The sequence below is a fragment of the Erythrobacter neustonensis genome, from assembly GCF_001663175.1.
Taxonomy (GTDB): Bacteria; Pseudomonadota; Alphaproteobacteria; order Sphingomonadales; family Sphingomonadaceae; genus Erythrobacter; species Erythrobacter neustonensis.
In genome coordinates this window covers 2,062,902-2,082,536 of the sequence record NZ_CP016033.1, presented here as the reverse complement: position 1 = coordinate 2,082,536, position 19,635 = coordinate 2,062,902, and the positions used below count along the sequence as shown (strand labels likewise).

Genomic DNA, 19,635 nt, shown 5'->3' with positions numbered 1-19,635 from the left:
CCGCAACGCAAAACCAAAGGGAATACATGGCCAAGGAAGAACTCCTCGAAATGCGCGGGCGCGTGGTAGAACTGCTGCCCAATGCGATGTTCCGGGTGGAGCTTGAAAACGGCCATGAAGTGCTCGGCCACACGGCGGGCAAGATGCGCAAGAACCGCATTCGCGTGCTGGTGGGTGACGAAGTGCTGTGCGAACTCACCCCCTACGATCTGACCAAGGCGCGCATCACCTATCGCTTCATGCCGGGTCGCGGCGGCCCCGGCCCGCAATAAGGCCAGTGGCCCAGACGATGGGCGCTGTTCACCTGACATTGGCATCCGCATCGCCCCGGCGGCGCGAACTGCTTGGCCGGTTGGGTCTTGCAGCGGATGCGGTGACGCCCGCCGATATCGACGAAACTCCGCTGAAGGGCGAACTGCCGCGCGCCTATGCCTTGCGCATGGGCCGCGAAAAGGCGCTGGCTGTGGATGCGCCCGGCTTCGTGCTGGCGGGCGACACGGTGGTTGCCGTAGGGCGGCGCATTCTACCCAAGACAGAGACCGAGGCCGAAGCGCGCGCCTGCCTCGAACTGATGAGCGGGCGGCGGCATCAGGTGCTCTCCAGCGTGGTGCTGCGCGGTCCCAATGGGTCGTTACGCGAACGGCTCGATGAAACCGTGGTGTGTTTCAAGCGCCTTTCGGCCGAGGAGATCGGGGCCTATCTGGCGGGCGGCGAATGGCAGGGCAAGGCCGGCGGCTATGCCATCCAGGGCGCGGCCGAGGGGCTGATCGCGTGGATCAGGGGCAGCCATTCGGGCGTGATGGGCCTGCCGCTCTATCACACCCGCGCGCTGCTCAAGGCGGCTGGTTTCCCAATTGGCTGAGTGGCTGATCGAGGAGGGCATCGGGGAAACCCGGGCGCTGCTGGTCGAAGGCGAACAGGTCCGCAGCGCAAGGCTGCTCTGGCCGGGTGAGCTTGCCGCAGGCTCGCAGGTTTCCGGGCAGCTGACGACGAAATTGAAAGGTACGCGGCGCGGCGTGGCACGGCTCGCCGATGGCAGCGAGGCGCTGGTCGATCACCTTCGCCCGGATGTGACCGAGGGGCAAAGCCTCGATCTGGTCATCACGCGGGCGAGCATTGCCGAACGCGGGCGATTGAAGCGCGCACAGGCGCGCGCTGCCGGGGCCGATGCACTCTCGCCAGTGGCAGGCTTTCTCCAAGGCCGCACCGTGCGCCGCTTTCCTGCCGGCTTGTGGGAAGAAGTCTGGCACGCGGCATCATCGGGCAGCCTCGCCTTTCCCGGCGGGGAGATTCTCGTCAGCGTGACCCCGGCGATGACCCTGATCGACATCGACGGCATCGGCACGCCGCGCGACGTGGCGCTATCCGCAGTGCCCGCGATTGCGCAGGCGCTGGCGTGGTTCGATCTTGGCGGGAATATCGGGATCGATTTTCCCACGTTGCAGGCGAAGGAGGATCGCCGCGCGGTCGACACCGCGCTCGGCACCGCGCTGGCGGACTGGCCGCACGAACGCACGGGCATGAACGGCTTCGGCTTTGTCCAGATCGTAGCGCGGTTGACCGGCCCCTCGCTGCTCCACCGCTTCGCCCGCGCGAGGCTGGGCATGGCCGCGCGCATGGCGCTGCGTCAGGCGGAACTGGCCGCGCAATCGGGCGGCACCGGCCGCATATTGGAACTGGCGGTGCACCCCGCGCTCAAGGCGAAGCTGAAAGACGCATGGCTCGCCGAGCTTGCGAGGGCCACCGGGCGCGAATTGCGGATTGTCACCGATCCCGCCCTTGCCATCGAGGCCGCGCATGCCCAGCTTCTGACCGCATGACCGCCGCCACCAAACCCTGCCCGATCTGCCGCAAGCCGCGTTCGGAAAAGCACCATCCCTTCTGTTCCGAGCGCTGCCGCGACCGCGATCTGGCACGCTGGTTCTCCGATTCCTATGCCGTGCCGGGCCGCCCGGCCGAGCCCGAGGAACTGGCGCAGGAGAGCTGGCGCGAGCAGGATTGAGCCCGCGCGCAATTTTCCTGCGCACCTGTGGACAAAAGCCTCTTGCCAAGGCCAGCGCGCTTCGCCATAGGGCCGCTCTCATTTGCTCGCCGGGCCATCCAGCCCGTCGCTCGCAGCGAATGCCCGAGTAGCTCAGGGGTAGAGCAGCGGATTGAAAATCCGCGTGTCGGTGGTTCAAATCCGCCCTCGGGCACCATTCGCTGAAAAGGGCCAAGGCCCAAGGGGAAAGTGCCGATGTCCCGTCGTACCAAACTCTACGAAGGCAAGGCCAAGATCCTCTATGAAGGCCCCGAACCGGGCACGATCATCCAGTATTTCAAGGACGATGCCACCGCCTTCAACGCGGAAAAGAAGGGCACGATCAACGGCAAGGGCGTGATCAACAATCGCATCAGCGAGCACGTCTTTACCCGCCTTGCGCATATCGGCATCCCCACCCACTTCATCCGCCGCCTGAACATGCGCGAGCAGTTGATCCGGCAGGTCGACATCATTCCCCTGGAAGTGGTGGTGCGCAATGTCGCGGCGGGTTCGATCTCCAAGCGCCTCGGGATCGAGGAAGGCGAGCCGCTGCCGCACACGCTGATCGAATATTACTACAAGGACGATGCGCTGGGCGACCCGCTGGTCTCCGAAGAGCATATCGCCTGCTTCAACTGGGCGTCGAACGACGAGATGCACGACATTTCGTCGATGGCGATCCGCATCAACGATTTCATGTGCGGCATGTTCGCCGCGATCGACATCCGGCTGGTCGATTTCAAGCTCGAATTCGGGCGGCTTTACGACGGCGATTTCAGCCGCGTGATCCTGGCCGACGAAATCAGCCCCGACGGCTGCCGTTTGTGGGACATGACCACGGGCGAAAAGCTCGACAAGGACCGCTTCCGCCGCGATCTGGGCGGCGAGGAAGAAGCCTACCGCGAAGTCGCGCGCCGGCTCGGCCTTTTGAACGCCGAGGACAATGGCCCGGGTGAGGTGTTCGACTTGTCGCACGCGCGCTCGCGCCTGCGCGGGCCCCCGCCACTCAAGAAGTAGGCCTGCAAAGAAACTGGCTGACACGCGCGTTTCGGGCGCTAGTCTCTCGTCTGGTCACCCCCGATCCGAGAGACGCCTGAAATCCATGCGCAAATCAGCTTTTACTGCCAGCCTGCTGCTGGCCCTGTCCCCGTTCGCGCTTGCAACCGGCCTTGCCGCGCAGGATCAGCCTGCGCCCGCCGCGGCGACCCGCCCGGCCGCTTCGCCCGCCCCCGTCTGGCCGTTCGCAGCCAGCGACGTGCCGGTCGATAGCAGCTACACCTTCGGCCAATTGCCCAACGGCATGCGATACATCATCCGCCGCAATGCGACGCCTGCGGGCACCGCGCTGGTCAGGATGCGGATCGGTTCGGGTGCGCTGGAAGAAACCGATACGGAACGTGGGCTGTCGCATTTCCTCGAACACATGGCCTTCAACGGATCGAAGGGCATTCCCGAAGGCGAGATGATCAAGCTGCTCGAACGCGAAGGGCTTGCCTTCGGTGCGGACACCAATGCGTCGACCGGGTTCGAGAACATCACCTACATGCTCAACCTGCCGCGCAACGACGATGCCTTGCTGGGCACGGCACTGATGCTGATGCGCGAAACCGCGAGCGAATTGACGATCACCGACGACGCGGTCGCGCGCGAACGTGGGGTGATCCTGGCTGAACGGCGCGACCGGGCAGGCTATGCCTTGCGCAATTACGAGGACAACGTCGCTTTCCTCACCCCGCAGGCGCATTATGGCAGGCGATTGCCGATCGGCACCGCAGACGTGCTCGAAAACGCCACCGCCGCGCAACTTCGCGCGCTCTACCGGCGCACCTATACGCCCGCGAACACCGTGCTGGTGGTGGTGGGCGATTATCCGGTCGATGTGGTCGAAGCCGCGATCAAGGCGCGCTTTTCCAATTGGGCACCCGCCCCTGCCCCCGCGGTTCCCGATGCCGGGCCGATCGATGTCGCGGCATCGGGCCGAACCGATATCCATCTCGATCCCGCCTTGTCCGAAAGCGTCACGATCAGCCGCCTCGCAGCCTGGCGCGACGAACCCGACACCATCGCCAATCGCCGCACCAATCTCTTGCGTGCGATCGGTTACGCGATCGTCGAGCGCCGCCTTGCCCGGCTCGCGCGCGGGGCCGATGCGCCGTTCCGCAGCGCGAGCTACGGCACCGGCGACATTTTCGAAGCCGCGCGGATCACCAGCCTTTCGGTGAGCACGGCGGACGGCGAATGGGCCAAGGGCGTCGCGGCGGCGGTGCGCGAAGTCAATCAGGCGCTGACCTATGGTTTCACCCGCGCCGAACTTGACGAACAGATCGCCAATATCCGCACCGCGCGCGAAAACGCGGTGAAGGCGGCCGATACGCGCGGCAATGCGGTGTTTGCCGGCGCGGCGCTGGCGCTGGTGAGCGATGAGCGCGTGCCCACCACGCCGCAATTCGCGCTCGATGAGTTCGAACGGCTAGCGCCTCAGATCACGCTCGATGCGGTGTGGCAGGCCATGCTGGCCGATGCCGCGCCGCTTGCCGATCCGCTGATCCGGTTCGAAGGGCGCACGGCGCCTGCGGGCGGCGAGGCGGCTTTGCGCGCTGCCTTCGCCCAAGGCATGGCCCGCGCGATTGCAGCCCCGGTCGATCAGGGGGCGCTGGCCTTCGGCTATTCCGATTTCGGCCCTGCGGGCACGATCGTCTCCGACACGGTCGAGCCATTGCTTGGCCTGCGGCTGATCCGCTTCGCCAACGGTGTGCGGCTGACGCTGAAGCAGACCGATGTGCGCAAGGACCGCGTGGCCTTCTCGCTGGCGGTGGATGGCGGCGATCTGCTCAACACGGCCGATGCGCCGCTCGCTACCTATCTGACCAATTCGCTCGCGGCGGGCGGGCTTGGCAAGCATAGTCAGGACGAGCTCGACAGCGTGCTGGCCGGGCGCAGCGTCGGCTTTGGCCTGTCGAGCGAAGCGGACGCCTTCACCAGCGGCGGCACCACCACCCCGCGCGATCTGCTGCTCCAGATGCAGGTGCTCGCCGCGACGCTGACCGATCCCGGCTACCGCCCCGAAGGCGTCGAACGCTATCGCAAGAACATCGACAATTTCTTCAACACATTGGACGCGACCCCTTCGCGCGCGCTGTCGAGCGCAAGCGGGGGCGTGCTGTCGGACAATGACCCGCGGTTCAGCCTTCAGCCAAAGTCTGCCTTCGAACGCCTGGATTTCGCGGCCTTGCGCGATGCCATCGGCGACCGGCTGGCCAAGGGCGCGATCGAGGTGGCGCTGGTGGGCGATATCGATCCCGACGCCGCGATCGCCACGGTCGCATCGACGCTCGGCGCCTTGCCGCAGCGCGAGGCGGAGTTCGAACCGCGCACCGACAACCGCACGCGCAGCTTCACACCTGCGCGCGGCGCAAAACCGCTGACGCACAAGGGCGAACCCGATCAGGCACTGTTGCAATGGGTCTGGCCGACCACCGACGACAAGGACCATGCCGAAGCGCTGCGGCTGCAAATGCTCGCGCGGATCGTGCGGCTCGAACTGACCGACCGGCTACGCGAAGAGCTGGGGCAGGCCTATTCGCCGTCCGCGGGATCGAGCCCGAGCCGGATCTATCCCGGTTACGGCACCTTCGCGATCAGCGCCTCGGTCGCAGCCGATCAGGCGGATGCCACGCAAGCGGCAATGACGGCACTGGTCGCCGACTTGCGCAAAGGCCCGCTGTCCGCCGACGTGCTCGACCGGGCGCGCAAGCCCCTGCTTGAGGAACATGCCAATGCGCTCAAGGATCTGGGCGGCTGGATCGCGCTTGCCGCGCGCGCGCAGAGCCAGCCCGAGCGGCTCGCGCGGTTCCTCGCGGTGCCGCAGGTCGTCGGCGCGATCACGCCCGAAGCCATCCACCAGACCGCGCTGCGCTATCTCGCGCCCGATGCCGCGGTGCGCTTTGCCGTCCTGCCCGAGGCCGGGGCCAAGTCTTCGGCGATGCGCTGAAGCCACGAAAAAAGCCGGCAGGTCGCCTCCTGCCGGCTTTCCCCTGATGGTTCTCCCTTCGCAAAAGAAGGGCCCTCCCATAAGCTTGTCAGCAAGGCCGGCGGGCACCGCCCGCCAGCCTGCCGGATGCCTCAATACTTCAGGCTCACCATCGCGCCGATCACGCGCGGTTCGTTGACGAAGGCGGTGTTGTTGTTGAAGTCGATCACGCCGAGCACGTTGTCTTCGTCGGTGATGTTGCGCGCGAAGGCGGCGACTTCCCATTCGCCGTTGCCACCCGAATAACCAACCTTCAGACCGCCTTCGAACCGGCTCTTGGCGTTGAATTCCCTGCTTTCGTAAAGCAGGAAGTTGGTTTCGCCCAGATAGACCCAGTCGGTGAAGACGAAGAATTCGCCGTCATTGCCAACCGGGATGCCATAGCGCGCGGTCAGATCGCCGCTCCATTCGGGTGCGTTGGGGAACGGGTTGCCGTCGATCAGCGCGCGGGTGCTGCCGCCGATCACGCGGGTCGGATCGGTGACGGTGCACTGGAAACAGGTGCCCACGGCCAGCGTGGAATCCTTGATTTCGGTGTTGTTGTAAGCCGCGCCCAGCGTGACGAGGAAGCGCGGGGTGATCTGGAACGCGCCGTCGAATTCGAAGCCCCAGCCCTCGCCCTTGTTGGCGTTGACCAGTTGCACCAGATTGCCTGCGCCGCCTACCGCGGTGAACTGCGGATCGCTGACGGTGTAGTAATAGGTCGCGCCGTTCAGGCGAACGCGCCGGTCGGCAAGCTCGCTCTTGAAGCCGATTTCGTAGGACGTGATGTTTTCCGACTGCGCCACCGAAGGCGGGCTGAAGAAGGCAACATCGCGGCCCTGGATCGTCGGCCCGCGGAACGAATTGGCGGCCTTGGCATAGACGCTGGCATCATCCGACACGTCGGCAAAGATGCTGATGTCCCAGTCGACGTTCTTGTCGCCCACGCTGCGCGGCTGCGGTGCGGCACCCGAACGCACGAAGAAATTCTTCTGATCGTCGGTATAGCGCAAGCCCCCGGTGACGCGCACGGCTTCGGTCAGCTGATAACCCAGCTGGCCGAACACCGCCCAGGCTTCGTTGGTGTGGTTGACGGTGACCGGCGGCGGGAAGGTGAAGCCGACCGTGGTGACATCGAAATCGCTGTCGAAATAATAGCCGCCGACCTGCCAGCTCAAAGGCCCGTCGCTGTCCGAGGCGAGCCGCAGTTCATGCGTGCGCTGTTCCAGATCGAGCGAATCGCGCGTGTCCGAAGGGAACGGGATCAGGCCCGGACCGCCGCCACCCGGCAGGAACACCGCGCCGAAACCGCCATCGACATCGCCGCGGCTGCTGCCTTCGCTCGACCAGTAGCTGCTGATCGCGGTCAGCGTCGCACCGTCGAACTCGACCGTGCCGGTCACGCTCGCGCCAAGCTGTTCGTAGCGCGCGATGTTGCCGCCGCCCGCATCGTAGAACACACGGTCGCGATCGTAATTGTCGTTGAGCTGGTTGGTGTTGCCCGGCTGCGCGGTGGTTGCCCCCAGCACGTTGGCGCGGAAGATCGTCGAGGAGCCGTCAAGATCGCGGTAGTTGAGCGAGGCGAGGATGCTCACGCGGTCGGCCGGGGTGATCAGAAGCTGCCCGCGTGCGGCAAAATCGGTGTAACCGCCCAGCGAATTCTCGCGGCCGGTAAAGCCGTTGTCGATCCAGTCGCCACGCTTTTGCAGCTGGCCCGAAATACGTGCGGCAACGAGGTCCTCGATGACCGAACCGCCGATCGCGGCATTGACCGAGAGCGTATCGAAGCTGCCATAGGAGGCCGAGGCCGCCACGCGCATGTCGTGGGTTGGCTTGATCGATTCGATCTTCACGATCCCGGCGGGCGTGTTGCGCCCGAACAATGTGCCCTGTGGCCCGCGCAGCACTTCAACGCGTTCGACATCGAAGATCGGGAAGCTTTTCAGCGTGACGTTCTCGAGCACGACATCATCGAGAATCACCGAGACCGGCTGCGATGCGGCCAGATCGAAATCGGTGTTGCCGAGGCCGCGGATATAGAACCGCGGCGCGACGCGCCCGTTCGAGCTTTCGACGTTGAGGCCGGGCGCCGTGCCGGCCAGCGCGGTGATATCCGCGCCCGCGCTGAACACCGCGCCGACGCGTTCCTGATCGAGGATGTCAGCCGACACCGCCACGTCCTGCAGGCTTTCGGCGCGGCGGTTGGCGGTGACGATGATGGTGTCGAGCTGGCCTTCGCTCTCGGCGGCGGCGGCGGCGTCGCCGGCATTGTCCTGCGCGGCGGCAGGCGCTGCGACAAGGCCGATGGCGGCAGCGGCGAGGATCGAGGAGCCGGCCCACGCGGCACGGATGGCTAAGAAGCGGTGTGGCATCGGATTACCCCATGGTTGCGTCTGCTCGGATGCAGATCGTGTGCCCGCGCGCCGTGCCACTTTTGCCCGATTCGCGCGAGGATCGAGGCAGCATGCGCCCGCGCACAATGCTCTGTCCGCGACGTTCCCGAGACACCTGTTGCATCGATGTGACACGTCTTGCCACGCCCGCGTTCAAACGCCGGCGTCACGAGCCCGATTGCACCTGCGCCCGAGGACGCTATAGCGGGCCCCGCAAGCGGCCCCCATGTGCCGTCAGACCCCAATCAACGGAGCATCCGGCCATGCAAGTGCGCGTTCTCGTCCGATTGAAGCCCGGCGTGCTCGACCCTCAGGGCCGCGCGGTGCACCACGCGCTCGAAGGCCTCGGTTTCGAAGGCGTCGAGGATGTGCGGGTCGGCCGGCTGATCGAACTCGATCTCGCCGATGGCACCGATCACGACACGATCAAGGCGATGTGCGAGCGCCTGCTCGCCAACACCGTGGTCGAAAGCTTCACTATCGAAGGCGCGGCATGATGGCGTTCCGGGCAGCGGTGATCACCTTCCCGGGTTCGAACTGCGACCGGGACATGGCAACCGCGCTGGAAGCGGTGTCGGGCGCCCCTGCGATCCGGGTGTGGCACGGCGATGCCGACCTGCCCGAACGGCTCGACCTGATCGCGCTGCCGGGCGGGTTTTCCTATGGCGACTATCTGCGCTCGGGCGCGATGGCGGCGACCAGCCCGATCATGCGCGCGGTCATCGATGCCGCCGCACGCGGCGTGCCCGTGCTGGGCGTGTGCAACGGCTTTCAAGTGCTGACCGAAGCGCGGCTGCTGCCCGGTGCGCTGCTGCGCAATGCCGGCCAGCGGTTCATCTGCCGCACTGCGGCGCTGACCGTCGAGAACGCCTCTTCGATCTTCACGCAAGGTTATGATGCGGGCGAGACGATCCGCATTCCGGTCGCGCATCACGACGGCAACTATTTTGCCGACAGCGAAACGCTCGACATGCTCGAAGGCGAAGGGCTGGTGGCCTTCCGCTACAACGAGGCGGTCAATGGATCGGCGCGCGATATTGCGGGCGTGGTCAGCAAGAATGGCCGGGTGCTGGGAATGATGCCGCACCCCGAACGCGCGATCGCCCCGGCGGCGCATGCATCGCTTGGCGGCGCTGACGGGCGGCGGTTGTTCGAAGGCCTGATCGCCAGCCTCGCATCGGCCTGATCGCCAAGCGCCGCGCCGGCGCGCGGCGATCAGGAGGCGAGCCGCCCTTCGACGACATTGAACAGCCGCAGTGCATCGGGCGCGGTCATCGGGCGGCCGAAGTAAAAGCCTTGGATCTTGTCGCAGCCGAGGTTGCGGATCAGTTCGGCTTCCTCGATGGTTTCCACGCCTTCGGCCGTCGTGCTCATCTTCAGGCTTTTCGCCATCGCCACCACAGCGTTGATAATCGCGAGGCTTTCCGCGCTTCCCTGCGCTGCGCCCTGCACGAAGGTGCGATCGACCTTGATCGTCGAGAACTTGAGCTTGCGCAGGTAGCCGAGCGACGAATAGCCCGTGCCGAAATCGTCAAGCGCGACCGAACAGCCCAGCGCCATCACCTGTTCGAGCGCATTGCGGGCAACGCTCGCATCGCGCAGGAAAATGCTCTCGGTCACCTCGATCTCGAGCCGTTCGGGCCGCAGGCCGGTCGCCGCCAGCGCCTCGACCACTTCGCGGTGGAAACCGGGTTCGAGCAATTGTTCGGGCGATACGTTGACATTGACCTTGATATGCTCGGGCCAGTTGCGCGCTTCCTCGCACGCCCTGCGCATCACCCACTGCCCGATCGGCACGATCAGCCGGGTGTCCTCGGCCAGCGGGATGAACTTGCCCGGGCTGACAAAGCCATGCTCGGCGCTGTTCCAGCGAACCAGTGCCTCGAAACTGACCACGTTCTCGCTGCGGGCATCGACCACGGGCTGGTAATGCAGCACCATCTCGTCGCGGCCCAGGGCCTTGCGCAAGGCGACTTCGAGCTGGCGGCGCTCTTCTGCCGATGCGTGCAGCACCGGCTCGAACCGGCAATGCTCCCCGCCGCCCAGATCCTTGGCCTGGTAGAGCGCAAGGTCGGCGTTGCGCATGATTTCCTCGACCGTCCTGCCATCGCGAGGACCTTCGGCCGAACCGACGCTGGCCCCCACATACAGGGTATGATGATCGACCATGTAGGGTTCCGACAGACGGTGGATCACCCGTTTCGCCAGATCGCCGATCACGCCCGGCGTGCCCGCATCGCGGATCACGATCGCAAATTCGTCGCCGCCCAGACGGCCCACCATCTGATGGTCGCCCATCAGCGATTGCAGCCGCGCCGAAACCTGCGCGAGCAGCTTGTCGCCGGTCATGTGGCCAAGCGAATCGTTGACCGACTTGAACCGGTCCAGATCGACCATCAGCAACGCACAGCGCCCGCGCCATTGCGAGGCATAACGCAGCGCCTCGCCCATCGCCTCGGTCAGTTGCAGGCGGTTGGGCAGTTGGGTCAGCGTGTCGTAGCGCGCAAGATAGGCGATCTTTTCCGAAGAATTGCGCTGCTCGGTGACGTCCGATCCGACCCCGCGGAACCCGGTAAACCGGCCCAGTTCGTCGCGCATCGGCGCGCCCGAAAGCTCCCACCAGCGTTCCTCGCCGAGGATCGACACCTGCACCAGCAGGCTCGAGAAATTCTCGCGGTTCTTGAGGCATTCGGCCAGATCGTGAAGGCTGGCTGGGAACTGTCCGCTTTCCCAGCCGGCTCCGGCAATCATCTCGAACAGCGAACGGCCTTCGATCTCGCTCTGCGTGCGGCCCAGTGCAAAGGCGAAACGCGGCGATACCGCCCGCAGCCGGCGCGAGGGATCGACCTCCCACAGCCAGTCGGCCTCGTTCTCCTCGAACTCCCGAAGCAGGAGCGAGACGACTTCCTCTTTCTCGGTCACCGCGGCCTCGGCCAGCCGCGCTTTGACGAAAGCGGTGCGCACCTGCACGATCGCCACAAGGCTGGCGATCGTGAACAGGATCGCCCCGCCCGCTGCCTGCCATTGCCCCTGAAGCGCGAGCGATGCGATCGTACCCAGCCCCAGCGTGCCGACATAGATCATCACGCTCAGCGGCGAGGTCGAGAAAACGTAGGTCGACGAGACCATCAGCACCAGCATCACCAGCAGCAGCGTGATTTCCTGCGCGCCGCCGGCGAGCCAGGGAAACCCGATCAAGGCCGCGACCCAGCACACGGCACCGGCAAAGGCATTGCGGTTCTGCAGTAGCTCGAGCCGCGCCGGATCGGGGCGGCACGAAGGATCGGCGATTGTCAGATCGGTGCGGCGCGAGATGTACATGACAATGCCGAGCACCGCGGCCCAAGGGGCGACGAAGGCGAGCCCGATCAGCGGCGTGAACACCACGCCGACGAATGCCGCGACGATCGCGCTGGCGAGCATCCGGTTGCGACTGGCCTGCGCCAGTTCGGCGTATTCGTCGTTGCGCAGCCGGGTCGGATCGAACGCCGGATTGCGCGACAGGCCGAGCACGTCGGCAATCGGCAATTCAGGCGAAGACGCCGGTTGCGGTGACGGGTTTTGCTTGCTCACGCACCCGCCTTAACCGTGAATCGTTATGCTCCGGTAAACCGCCGCAAACGATTGAAAGGGCATGGCGAAGCCGGAAACGCGGCTATTCGACGGTCACCGATTTGGCCAGATTGCGCGGCTGGTCGACATCGGTGCCCTTTACCACCGCCACGTGATAGGCGAGCAACTGCACCGGCACGGCATAGACCAGCGGCACGATCAGCGGATGGACGACCGGCATTTCGATCGTCGCGATGCAGCCCTCGCCCGCAGCGGCCAGGCCCTCGGCGTCCGAAATCAGCACCACCTGCCCGCCGCGCGCGCGGACTTCTTCCATGTTCGAGACGGTCTTTTCGAACAACGGCCCCGAAGGCGCGATCACCACCACCGGCACGGCATCGTCGATAAGCGCGATCGGGCCGTGCTTCATTTCGCCCGCGGCATAGCCCTCGGCGTGAATATAGCTGATTTCCTTGAGCTTGAGCGCACCTTCGAGCGCGAGCGGATAGTCCTGCCCTCGGCCCAGATACAGCACATCGCGCGCCGGGGCGACAAGGTGCGCCATCGCGGCGATATCGTCGTCATGCGCAAGCGCTGCATTGAGCGCTGCGGGAGTTTCGAGCAGATGCCGCACGATCTCGGCCTCCTCCTCGCGCGAAAGCCGCCCCTTCTTGACCGCCATATGCGCCGCCAGTGCGGCGAGCACGGCCAGCTGGCAGGTGAATGCCTTGGTCGAGGCGACGCCGATTTCCGGCCCTGCGTGCGTGGGCAGCAACAGATCGGCCTCGCGCGCCATCGTGCTGGTGGGCACGTTGACGATCACGCCGATGGTCTGGCCATGCGCCTTGCAATGCCGGAGCGCGGCGAGCGTGTCGGCGGTCTCCCCGCTCTGCGAGATGAACAATGCCAGCCCGCCATCTTCGAGCACGGGATTGCGATAGCGGAACTCGGATGCGACATCGATATCGACCGGAACGCGCGCGAATTGTTCGAACCAGTATTTGGCGACCAGCCCCGCATAGAAACTGGTGCCGCAGGCGACGATCGTCAGCCGGCGGATTTGCGAGAGGTCGAAATCGATCTGCGGCAGCGCGACCGAATTGTCCGAACGGCGCAGATAGGAGCCAAGCGTCTGCGCCACCACGGTGGGCTGCTCGTAAATCTCCTTCTGCATGAAGTGGCGATAATTGCCCTTCTCCACCGCGGCGGCCGAAGCGCCCGAGGCGCGGATTTCGCGCGTGACGGGATTGCCCTGCGCATCGAACACCTCGGCACTGTCGCGGCGCACCACGACCCAGTCGCCTTCTTCGAGATAGGCGATCCGCTGCGTCAGCGGCGCAAGCGCGAGCGCATCCGAACCCAGATACATCTCCGCCTCCTCGCCCTCGGGCCCATAGCCGAGCACCAGCGGCGAGCCGAGCCGTGCGCCGATCAGCATGTCGGGATGCGCGCGGAACGCGATCGCCAATGCAAAGGCGCCGCGCAGCCGCGGCAGGACGTTGCGCACCGCTTCGACCGGGTCGGCGCCGCCCTCGACCTCGGCAGAGATCAGGTGCGCGACCACTTCGCTGTCGGTCTCGCTTTCGAAGACGCGGCCCGCGGCCGCCATTTCGCTGCGAAGTTCCTTGTAATTCTCGATGATGCCGTTGTGGACGATCGCGACCTCGCCCGTCGCGTGCGGGTGCGCGTTCGCCGCGGTCGGCGCGCCGTGGGTGGCCCAGCGGGTGTGCGCGATCCCGACATTGCCGGGCGCCGGGTCCTGTTCGAGCACCGCGACCAGATTGGCCAGTCGCCCTTCGGCGCGGCGGCGCACCAGCGCGCCATCGTGCAGCGTGCAGATGCCCGAACTGTCATAACCGCGATATTCCATGCGCCGCAGCCCATCGACCAGGCGCCCTGCGACGCTGCGTGTCCCGACGATACCGATAATGCCGCACATAGAGCTGGCTCTTCCTTTGCTGGTGTCAGCGCCGCTCTAGCGCGCAGGCCCTTAACGGCAAGCCCCTCAAACCGCGGCGGCGGCGAATGCTTAGGAAAAAAACAACCATTCCGTTCTATTCACCATGCCACGTAACGTCCCTTCGACCATGGGTGCAGGAAGGTGCGTCAGAACATAAGGACCCTCGGGGGCTGGGAATGAGCGCATTCGGGAAAAAGGGCAATGCAGGCGGACTGAAGCCGGGCGCGAGACCCGCTTTCGGCGTCGCACGGCCGATGAAGGGTGCGGGCATTGCTCCGCGCGGCGGCGAACAGTTTCCGCCGATCCCGGGCGAGGACGCTGCGCCGCGCCCCGCCGCGGCGCCAGCCAAAGCGCACCGCCCCGCCACCACATCCGAGGCGATCGACCGGCTGAACGAGCGCATGGCCTCGGTCAATTCGGGCGAATCCGAGGTCGGCGGTTTCGAAGCCAGCGTCCACAAGATCAAGGAACAGGTGCTTCCGCGCCTGCTCGAACGGGTCGATCCGGAAGCCGCGGCAACGCTCTCCAAGGAGGAACTCTCCGAGGAATTCCGGCCGATCATCATGGAAGTGCTGGCCGAGCTGAAGGTCACGCTGAACCGGCGCGAGCAATTCGCGCTGGAAAAGGTGCTGATCGACGAATTGCTCGGCTTCGGTCCTTTGGAAGAGCTGCTGAACGATCCCGACGTGTCCGACATCATGGTCAACGGGCCGGACCAGACCTACATCGAAAAGAAGGGCAAGCTGCAACTCGCCCCGATCCGGTTCCGCGACGAACAGCACCTGTTCCAGATCGCGCAGCGGATCGTGAACCAGGTCGGCCGCCGCGTCGACCAGACCACGCCGCTGGCCGACGCCCGTTTGAAGGACGGCAGCCGCGTCAACGTGATCGTGCCGCCGCTCAGCTTGCGCGGCACCGCGATCTCGATTCGTAAGTTCTCCGAAAAGCCGATCACCATCGACATGCTGCGCGATTTCGGCTCGATGTCGGACAAGATGGCGACCGCGCTGAAAATCGCGGGTGCGTGCCGGATGAACATCGTGATTTCGGGCGGTACGGGTTCGGGCAAGACGACCATGCTCAACGCCCTGTCGAAGATGATCGACCCGGGCGAGCGCGTGCTGACGATCGAAGACGCGGCCGAATTGCGCCTGCAACAGCCGCACTGGCTGCCGCTCGAAACCCGCCCGCCCAACCTCGAAGGCCAGGGCGCGATCACCATCGGTGACCTTGTGAAGAACGCGCTGCGTATGCGGCCTGACCGCATCATCCTCGGCGAAATTCGCGGCGCGGAGTGTTTCGATCTCCTCGCGGCGATGAACACCGGTCACGACGGATCGATGTGCACGCTTCACGCCAATAGCCCACGCGAATGCCTTGGCCGTATGGAAAACATGATCCTGATGGGCGACATCAAGATCCCCAAGGAAGCCATCAGCCGCCAGATCGCCGAATCGGTTGACCTCATCGTGCAGGTGAAGCGTCTGCGCGACGGTTCGCGCCGCACCACCAACATCACCGAGGTGATCGGGATGGAGGGCGACGTGATCGTGACGCAGGAATTGTTCAAGTTCGAATACCTGGACGAGACCGACGACGGGAAGATCCTCGGCGAATTCCGCGCTTCGGGCCTGCGCCCCTATACGCTCGAAAAGGCGCGCCAGTTCGGCTTCGATCAGGCGTATCTGGAGGCCTGCCTTTAAGGCAGGCGGTTCGGCCTGACCGGCCGGCGGCCATTTGGCCTTGCGACGCTTTGCGTCGTTGGCATCGCCTGCCTTTTGCGCCGACGGTTCGGCCTAACCGGCCGGCGGCCGGTTGGCCTTGCGACGATCTGCGTCGTTGGCAAAAGATGAGGCTACGCTCAGCCCTTGATCAATGATGGCAGCGCCGCTGTCATCAGGGCCGCGCCCGACATTGCGGCCAGCACGAACAGCGTCGTCCACGGCACCCACCCGACTTTCTCGAGCTTCGCCAGATTGCGCGCGCGGGTGCGGCGGCGTTCCATCAGCGTGAAGATCGCGGCGAGCACCCACAGCCCCGCGCCCGCCCACACAAGCTGCGCGGCGTCGCTCATCAGTTCGAATTGCCGGATCATCTCCATCGCGCGCCCATGTAAGGCGCGCGGCGGGTTGCGCAATCCTCGCCCTCGCGCCAAGGCTCGATGCATGGATGGCTCGATCGCCCGCCCCCGCCCGATGTTGGCGCTGTTCGTGCGGCTGCTGGCGGCGGGCGCGCTTGCCACGATGGGCATGCTGGTGAAGCTGGCGGGGACACGCGGCGCGCATCTGATGGAGCTGATTTTCTGGCGCCAGCTGCTCACCGTCATTCTGCTGGGCGGTGGTCTTGCGCTGACCGGGCGGCTTGCCTTGCTACGCACCCGGCGTCTGCCAGCCCACGCGCGCCGCGCGGCGGCGGGCCTGTTCGGGATGATCTTCACCTATGGCGCGGTGCTGCTGCTGCCGCTGGCCGAGGCGACCACGCTTGGCTTTACCGCGCCGGTCTTTGCCACGCTGCTCGCCATCGTGCTGCTGCGCGAGCGGATCGGCCCCTATCGCTGGAGCGCAGTCGTAATCGGTTTTGCCGGGGTGATCGTGGTCATGCAACCGTTTGGCGGTCTCGATGCTGGCGTGACATGGGCCGGCATTGCGGTCGGCCTTGTCGCGCCCTTCATGGTCGCGCTGATCAGTTTCCAGATCCAGGACCTCAACACCACCGAAAATCCGTGGAGCATCGTCTTCTGGTTTGCCGCGCTGACCACACCCGCTGCTGCGCTTGCGCTGCCCTTTGTCTGGGCCGCGCATGATCCGCTGACGTGGGGGCTGATCCTTGCGATGGGGCTGGTCGGCGCGGCGGCGCAGATGCTGCTGACCACATCGCTGCGCTTCGGATCGGCGGCGGTGATCTTGCTGATGGATTACACCGCGCTGCTGTGGGCAAGCTTTTACGGGTTTTACGTGTTCGACCGCGCGGCCCCTGCCAGCCTGTGGCTGGGCGCCCCGCTGATCATCGGCGCCGGCCTGCTGATCGCGTGGCGCGAACGGCAATTGGCCCGGTCGCGCGTGCATTCGGGCGAATAGATGGAACAAGCGGGCCTCAGCCACGCTTGGCATGTTCAGGGATAACCAAGAAGGAGCACCCCTTGTCATGACCACCCGTAACCTCGTCACCGCCGTCGCCCTCGCCGCTGCTGCGCTGACCACCGCTGCCTGCAACACCGTTGAAGGCGCCGGCGAAGACCTGCAGTCGGCATCGCGCGAAGTTCGCGAAGAGATCTGATCTCCGTTTGAACGGCAAGGGTGGCAGTTCATCGCAGTGTCAGGATCATCACGGCAGGGCCCGCGCGATTTTCATTAATCGCTCTCAAAGGACCTGCACGATGACTCGCACGATGATGACAGCCGCCGCCCTTGCCGCTCTCGCGCTGGGCGCGTCGGCCTGTAACACGGTCGACGGGCTTGGCGACGATATCAAGTCGGTCGGTCAGGCCGGCAAGCGCGTCATCGACTAGCGTTTCCTGAAAACCAGAACGATATTGTTCGCCGGCAGCGCATATCGCGCGCTGCGGGTCATTTTGTGCTGCGCGGCAAGCGTGTCGAGCGCTTGAGCCGAACGCAGCCCCCAGCGCGGATCGCGCTGCTTCAGACTGGCATCGAATTCGCGGTTCGACTGTGCCGTCTCGATCCCCTCCTCGATATAGGGACCGTAGAGGATCAGCGGCGCCCCGCTGCCCAACAAACCGGCCGCCCCCCGGAAAAGCCCCAGAGTCGCGTCCCACGGACTGATGTGAACCATGTTGATGCACAAGATTGCATCAGCCGCATCCGTCCCCCACGTGTCGGGCATGGCGGCATCGAGGAGACGCGGGGCGACAAGGTTTGCCCCTACATAATCCGCGCGGTAAGCCGCGATTGATGCGACCGCCTCGGGCGAGGGGTCGGTCGGGTGCCATTCCAGCGCGGGGAACGTGCCGGCAAAGAACACCGCGTGTTCGCCCGACCCTGCCGCGATTTCGAGCACGGTTCCGCTTGGGGGCAATTCGGCCGCCAACACCTCGGCAATCGGCCCGCGATTGCGCAAAGCCGCGGGCGCGTGCTGTTTGGCGCTCATGAGACTTGCCGCTCCTGCCCTTCCCAATAGGGCGCGCGCAATTCGCGGCGCAGGATCTTGCCGCTGGCATTGCGCGGCATCACGGGGATGATATCGACGCTCTTGGGGGCTTTGAAAGCCGCAATCCGTTCGCGCGCCCAGGCGATCACGTCATCGGCATCGACCGCATGCCCCGGCTTGGCAACGACGCAGGCCTTCACCTCCTCGCCCCACTTGGCCGATGGCACGCCGATCACCGCGACCTCGGCGATTGCGGGGTGGCCATAGATCGCGCTTTCGACCTCGGCGGGATAGACGTTCTCTCCGCCCGAGATGATCATGTCCTTGATCCGGTCCTGGATATAGACATAGCCGTCATCGTCCATCACCCCCGCATCGCCGGTGTGGAGCCAGCCATCGGGATCGATCGTGCGCGCAGTCGCATCGGCCAGTTTCCAGTAGCCTGCGGTGTTGCTGGGCGAACGGATACACACCTCGCCGATATCGCCGCGCGGCACTTCCAGATTGTCGGCCCCGCGCACTTCGATTTCCACCCCGGGGCAGGCCTTGCCCGCCGAACGCATCCGCCGGTTGCCTTCAAGTCTGTGATCCTCGGGCGGCAGAATCGAAATCGTGCCGCTGGTTTCGGTCATCCCGTAAGCCTGCAGGAACCGCGTCGTCGGCATCGTGCCCACCGCCTCCTTGAGCAGTTCGAGCGGCATCGGCGCTGCGCCATACATCAGGTATTTGAGGTTGGTAAAATCGGTCGTCGCCGCGCGCGGGTGCTGAACCACCATCTGCAACGCGGCAGGCACGATGAACATGTGCGTTGCGCCCGCCTCGATTGCTTCGAGCACACCTGTGGGCGTGAATTCCGCCTGCACCAGACTGCGCACACCGTTCGCAACCGCGATATTGACCAGCCCCGTCCCGCCGATATGCGCACACGGCATCGCCACCAGCATGCAATCATCGGCATCGTAGAACTGCCAGTCGAGCCCCGCTTCATTGCCGGCATTCCTCAACCCCAGCAGGTTGCCGTTCGACAGCATCGCGCCCTTGGGGTTGCCCGTGGTGCCACTGGTATAAAGCTGGAGCACCGGATCGTTGAGGCCGGGCGGCGTATAATCGGCAGGCGCCATCGCCGCAGCAGCGGCGCGGGCGACTTCGGCCTCGATCACCTCGGGATGTGCGGGCAGATCGGCGGCCACCGCCTTGGCGGTGTCGACGAACCCGGCATCGGCAAACACAAGCCGCGCTTCGGTATCGCCGAGGATATAGGCGATCTCGCGCGGGGCCAGCCGCCAGCCGATGGGCACCATCACCGCCCCCATCCGCGCAGCTGCAATATAGAGCAGGAAGTAGGTGTCGCGATTCTTGCCCAGCCACGCCACCCTGTCGCCCTTGGCGATCCCGCGCGCCTGCATCAGCGCGATCATCTGGCGGGTCAGGACATCGGCCTCGGCATAGGTGGTAACGCGCCCGTCCTGATCGAACGCCGGCCCGTCAGGCCGCGCGGCCGCCCAGAAATCGAGGATCGCGTCGAAGGTCTGATGGTCGTGATAGGCTTTGCGGGCCATGGCGCTGCTCTCTCCCAAAAGCGTTTGGG

The 19,635-nt window shown here is 65.4% G+C and carries 18 protein-coding genes and 1 tRNA gene; 13 read left to right on the top strand and 6 right to left on the bottom strand.

From position 1 onward, the window contains the following. The first annotated feature begins 26 nt into the window (after nucleotides 1-26). From infA to A9D12_RS09555, 7 genes are all read left to right on the top strand, one after another. Complete coding sequence (gene infA, locus A9D12_RS09585) at nucleotides 27-272, top strand: translation initiation factor IF-1 (protein WP_007163491.1); 246 nt, start codon at nucleotides 27-29, stop codon at nucleotides 270-272. 17 nt (nucleotides 273-289) lie between these two features. After that, on the top strand, nucleotides 290-862 hold the full coding sequence (locus A9D12_RS09580) for a Maf family protein (RefSeq protein WP_068354198.1): 573 nt from the start codon (nucleotides 290-292) through the stop codon (nucleotides 860-862). Continuing rightward, nucleotides 855-1,820 (top strand): ribonuclease E/G family protein, encoded by a 966-nt coding sequence (locus tag A9D12_RS09575; RefSeq protein WP_068351216.1) that lies wholly within the window; start codon nucleotides 855-857, stop codon nucleotides 1,818-1,820. The genes A9D12_RS09580 and A9D12_RS09575 overlap by 8 nt, the downstream gene beginning before the upstream one ends. Continuing rightward, nucleotides 1,817-2,002, top strand: coding sequence for a DNA gyrase inhibitor YacG (gene yacG / locus A9D12_RS09570; protein ID WP_068351214.1), 186 nt, complete (start codon nucleotides 1,817-1,819; stop codon nucleotides 2,000-2,002). The genes A9D12_RS09575 and yacG overlap by 4 nt, the downstream gene beginning before the upstream one ends. Nucleotides 2,003-2,123: 121 nt before the next feature. Beyond that, nucleotides 2,124-2,198 (top strand) — tRNA-Phe (locus A9D12_RS09565). 38 nt (nucleotides 2,199-2,236) lie between these two features. Beyond that, nucleotides 2,237-3,040 carry a phosphoribosylaminoimidazolesuccinocarboxamide synthase gene (purC, locus tag A9D12_RS09560; protein ID WP_068351212.1) on the top strand — a complete coding sequence of 268 codons (804 nt, stop codon included), beginning with the start codon at nucleotides 2,237-2,239 and terminating at the stop codon, nucleotides 3,038-3,040. An 85-nt stretch (nucleotides 3,041-3,125) separates the two neighbouring features. Then, on the top strand, nucleotides 3,126-6,014 hold the full coding sequence (locus tag A9D12_RS09555) for a M16 family metallopeptidase (protein ID WP_068351210.1): 2,889 nt from the start codon (nucleotides 3,126-3,128) through the stop codon (nucleotides 6,012-6,014). Nucleotides 6,015-6,145: 131 nt separating this feature from the next. Here the strand turns inward: A9D12_RS09555 and A9D12_RS09550 are convergent, their stop codons facing one another. Then, a complete protein-coding gene (locus A9D12_RS09550) occupies nucleotides 6,146-8,407 on the bottom strand; it encodes a TonB-dependent receptor (protein WP_068351208.1) in 2,262 nt (753 codons plus the stop codon). Nucleotides 8,408-8,691: 284 nt separating this feature from the next. On the opposite strand from A9D12_RS09550, the gene purS reads away from it, so the two are divergent. Further along, on the top strand, nucleotides 8,692-8,925 hold the full coding sequence (purS, locus tag A9D12_RS09545) for a phosphoribosylformylglycinamidine synthase subunit PurS (protein WP_068351206.1): 234 nt from the start codon (nucleotides 8,692-8,694) through the stop codon (nucleotides 8,923-8,925). Further along, nucleotides 8,925-9,614, top strand: coding sequence for a phosphoribosylformylglycinamidine synthase subunit PurQ (purQ, locus tag A9D12_RS09540; RefSeq protein WP_068351204.1), 690 nt, complete (start codon nucleotides 8,925-8,927; stop codon nucleotides 9,612-9,614). The genes purS and purQ overlap by 1 nt, the downstream gene beginning before the upstream one ends. 29 nt (nucleotides 9,615-9,643) lie before the next feature. Here the strand turns inward: purQ and A9D12_RS09535 are convergent, their stop codons facing one another. After that, on the bottom strand, nucleotides 9,644-12,001 hold the full coding sequence (locus tag A9D12_RS09535) for a putative bifunctional diguanylate cyclase/phosphodiesterase (protein ID WP_231889589.1): 2,358 nt from the start codon (nucleotides 11,999-12,001) through the stop codon (nucleotides 9,644-9,646). An 82-nt stretch (nucleotides 12,002-12,083) separates the two neighbouring features. Further along, on the bottom strand, nucleotides 12,084-13,919 hold the full coding sequence (gene glmS / locus A9D12_RS09530) for a glutamine--fructose-6-phosphate transaminase (isomerizing) (protein ID WP_068351202.1): 1,836 nt from the start codon (nucleotides 13,917-13,919) through the stop codon (nucleotides 12,084-12,086). 197 nt (nucleotides 13,920-14,116) lie between these two features. Between glmS and A9D12_RS09525 the strand changes: the two genes are divergently transcribed. After that, nucleotides 14,117-15,643 carry a CpaF family protein gene (locus A9D12_RS09525; RefSeq protein ID WP_068351200.1) on the top strand — a complete coding sequence of 509 codons (1,527 nt, stop codon included), beginning with the start codon at nucleotides 14,117-14,119 and terminating at the stop codon, nucleotides 15,641-15,643. A gap of 158 nt (nucleotides 15,644-15,801) precedes the next feature. Here the strand turns inward: A9D12_RS09525 and A9D12_RS09520 are convergent, their stop codons facing one another. Beyond that, a complete protein-coding gene (locus A9D12_RS09520; RefSeq protein WP_068351198.1) occupies nucleotides 15,802-16,041 on the bottom strand; it encodes a hypothetical protein in 240 nt (79 codons plus the stop codon). A gap of 64 nt (nucleotides 16,042-16,105) precedes the next feature. Between A9D12_RS09520 and A9D12_RS09515 the strand changes: the two genes are divergently transcribed. The 3 genes from A9D12_RS09515 (at nucleotide 16,106) to A9D12_RS09510 (ending at nucleotide 17,448) form a co-directional block, all read left to right on the top strand. Next, on the top strand, nucleotides 16,106-17,017 hold the full coding sequence (locus tag A9D12_RS09515; RefSeq protein ID WP_068351195.1) for a DMT family transporter: 912 nt from the start codon (nucleotides 16,106-16,108) through the stop codon (nucleotides 17,015-17,017). 67 nt (nucleotides 17,018-17,084) lie between these two features. After that, the gene (locus A9D12_RS15105; RefSeq protein ID WP_156522852.1) at nucleotides 17,085-17,216 is read left to right on the top strand and encodes an entericidin A/B family lipoprotein; all 132 of its coding nucleotides are present in this window, start codon (nucleotides 17,085-17,087) and stop codon (nucleotides 17,214-17,216) included. Nucleotides 17,217-17,316: 100 nt separating this feature from the next. Then, a complete protein-coding gene (locus A9D12_RS09510) occupies nucleotides 17,317-17,448 on the top strand; it encodes an Entericidin EcnA/B family protein (RefSeq protein WP_068351193.1) in 132 nt (43 codons plus the stop codon). Here the strand turns inward: A9D12_RS09510 and A9D12_RS09505 are convergent. Together A9D12_RS09505 and A9D12_RS09500 are read right to left on the bottom strand one after the other, a co-directional pair. Continuing rightward, nucleotides 17,445-18,047 (bottom strand): DUF938 domain-containing protein, encoded by a 603-nt coding sequence (locus tag A9D12_RS09505; RefSeq protein WP_068351191.1) that lies wholly within the window; start codon nucleotides 18,045-18,047, stop codon nucleotides 17,445-17,447. The two genes, A9D12_RS09510 and A9D12_RS09505, sit on opposite strands and share 4 nt — an antisense overlap. Continuing rightward, the gene (locus A9D12_RS09500; protein WP_068351189.1) at nucleotides 18,044-19,606 is read right to left on the bottom strand and encodes a long-chain-fatty-acid--CoA ligase; all 1,563 of its coding nucleotides are present in this window, start codon (nucleotides 19,604-19,606) and stop codon (nucleotides 18,044-18,046) included. Before A9D12_RS09500 ends, A9D12_RS09505 begins: the two co-directional genes overlap by 4 nt. Between the last annotated feature and the right edge of the window lie 29 nt (nucleotides 19,607-19,635).

Excerpts from the sequence above, each read along its gene's own strand:
- glmS (WP_068351202.1), bottom strand. The coding sequence starts at position 13,919 with ATGTGCGGCATTATCGGTATCGTCGGGACACGCAGCGTCGCAGGGCGC.
- purC (WP_068351212.1), top strand. The coding sequence starts at position 2,237 with ATGTCCCGTCGTACCAAACTCTACGAAGGCAAGGCCAAGATCCTCTAT.
- infA (WP_007163491.1), top strand. The coding sequence starts at position 27 with ATGGCCAAGGAAGAACTCCTCGAAATGCGCGGGCGCGTGGTAGAACTG.
- purS (WP_068351206.1), top strand. The coding sequence starts at position 8,692 with ATGCAAGTGCGCGTTCTCGTCCGATTGAAGCCCGGCGTGCTCGACCCT.
- purQ (WP_068351204.1), top strand. The coding sequence starts at position 8,925 with ATGGCGTTCCGGGCAGCGGTGATCACCTTCCCGGGTTCGAACTGCGAC.
- A9D12_RS15105 (WP_156522852.1), top strand. The coding sequence starts at position 17,085 with ATGACCACCCGTAACCTCGTCACCGCCGTCGCCCTCGCCGCTGCTGCG.
- A9D12_RS09500 (WP_068351189.1), bottom strand. The coding sequence starts at position 19,606 with ATGGCCCGCAAAGCCTATCACGACCATCAGACCTTCGACGCGATCCTC.
- A9D12_RS09580 (WP_068354198.1), top strand. The coding sequence starts at position 290 with ATGGGCGCTGTTCACCTGACATTGGCATCCGCATCGCCCCGGCGGCGC.
- A9D12_RS09510 (WP_068351193.1), top strand. The coding sequence starts at position 17,317 with ATGACTCGCACGATGATGACAGCCGCCGCCCTTGCCGCTCTCGCGCTG.
- A9D12_RS09505 (WP_068351191.1), bottom strand. The coding sequence starts at position 18,047 with ATGAGCGCCAAACAGCACGCGCCCGCGGCTTTGCGCAATCGCGGGCCG.
- A9D12_RS09550 (WP_068351208.1), bottom strand. The coding sequence starts at position 8,407 with ATGCCACACCGCTTCTTAGCCATCCGTGCCGCGTGGGCCGGCTCCTCG.
- A9D12_RS09555 (WP_068351210.1), top strand. The coding sequence starts at position 3,126 with ATGCGCAAATCAGCTTTTACTGCCAGCCTGCTGCTGGCCCTGTCCCCG.
- yacG (WP_068351214.1), top strand. The coding sequence starts at position 1,817 with ATGACCGCCGCCACCAAACCCTGCCCGATCTGCCGCAAGCCGCGTTCG.
- A9D12_RS09525 (WP_068351200.1), top strand. The coding sequence starts at position 14,117 with ATGAGCGCATTCGGGAAAAAGGGCAATGCAGGCGGACTGAAGCCGGGC.
- A9D12_RS09515 (WP_068351195.1), top strand. The coding sequence starts at position 16,106 with ATGGATGGCTCGATCGCCCGCCCCCGCCCGATGTTGGCGCTGTTCGTG.
- A9D12_RS09520 (WP_068351198.1), bottom strand. The coding sequence starts at position 16,041 with ATGGAGATGATCCGGCAATTCGAACTGATGAGCGACGCCGCGCAGCTT.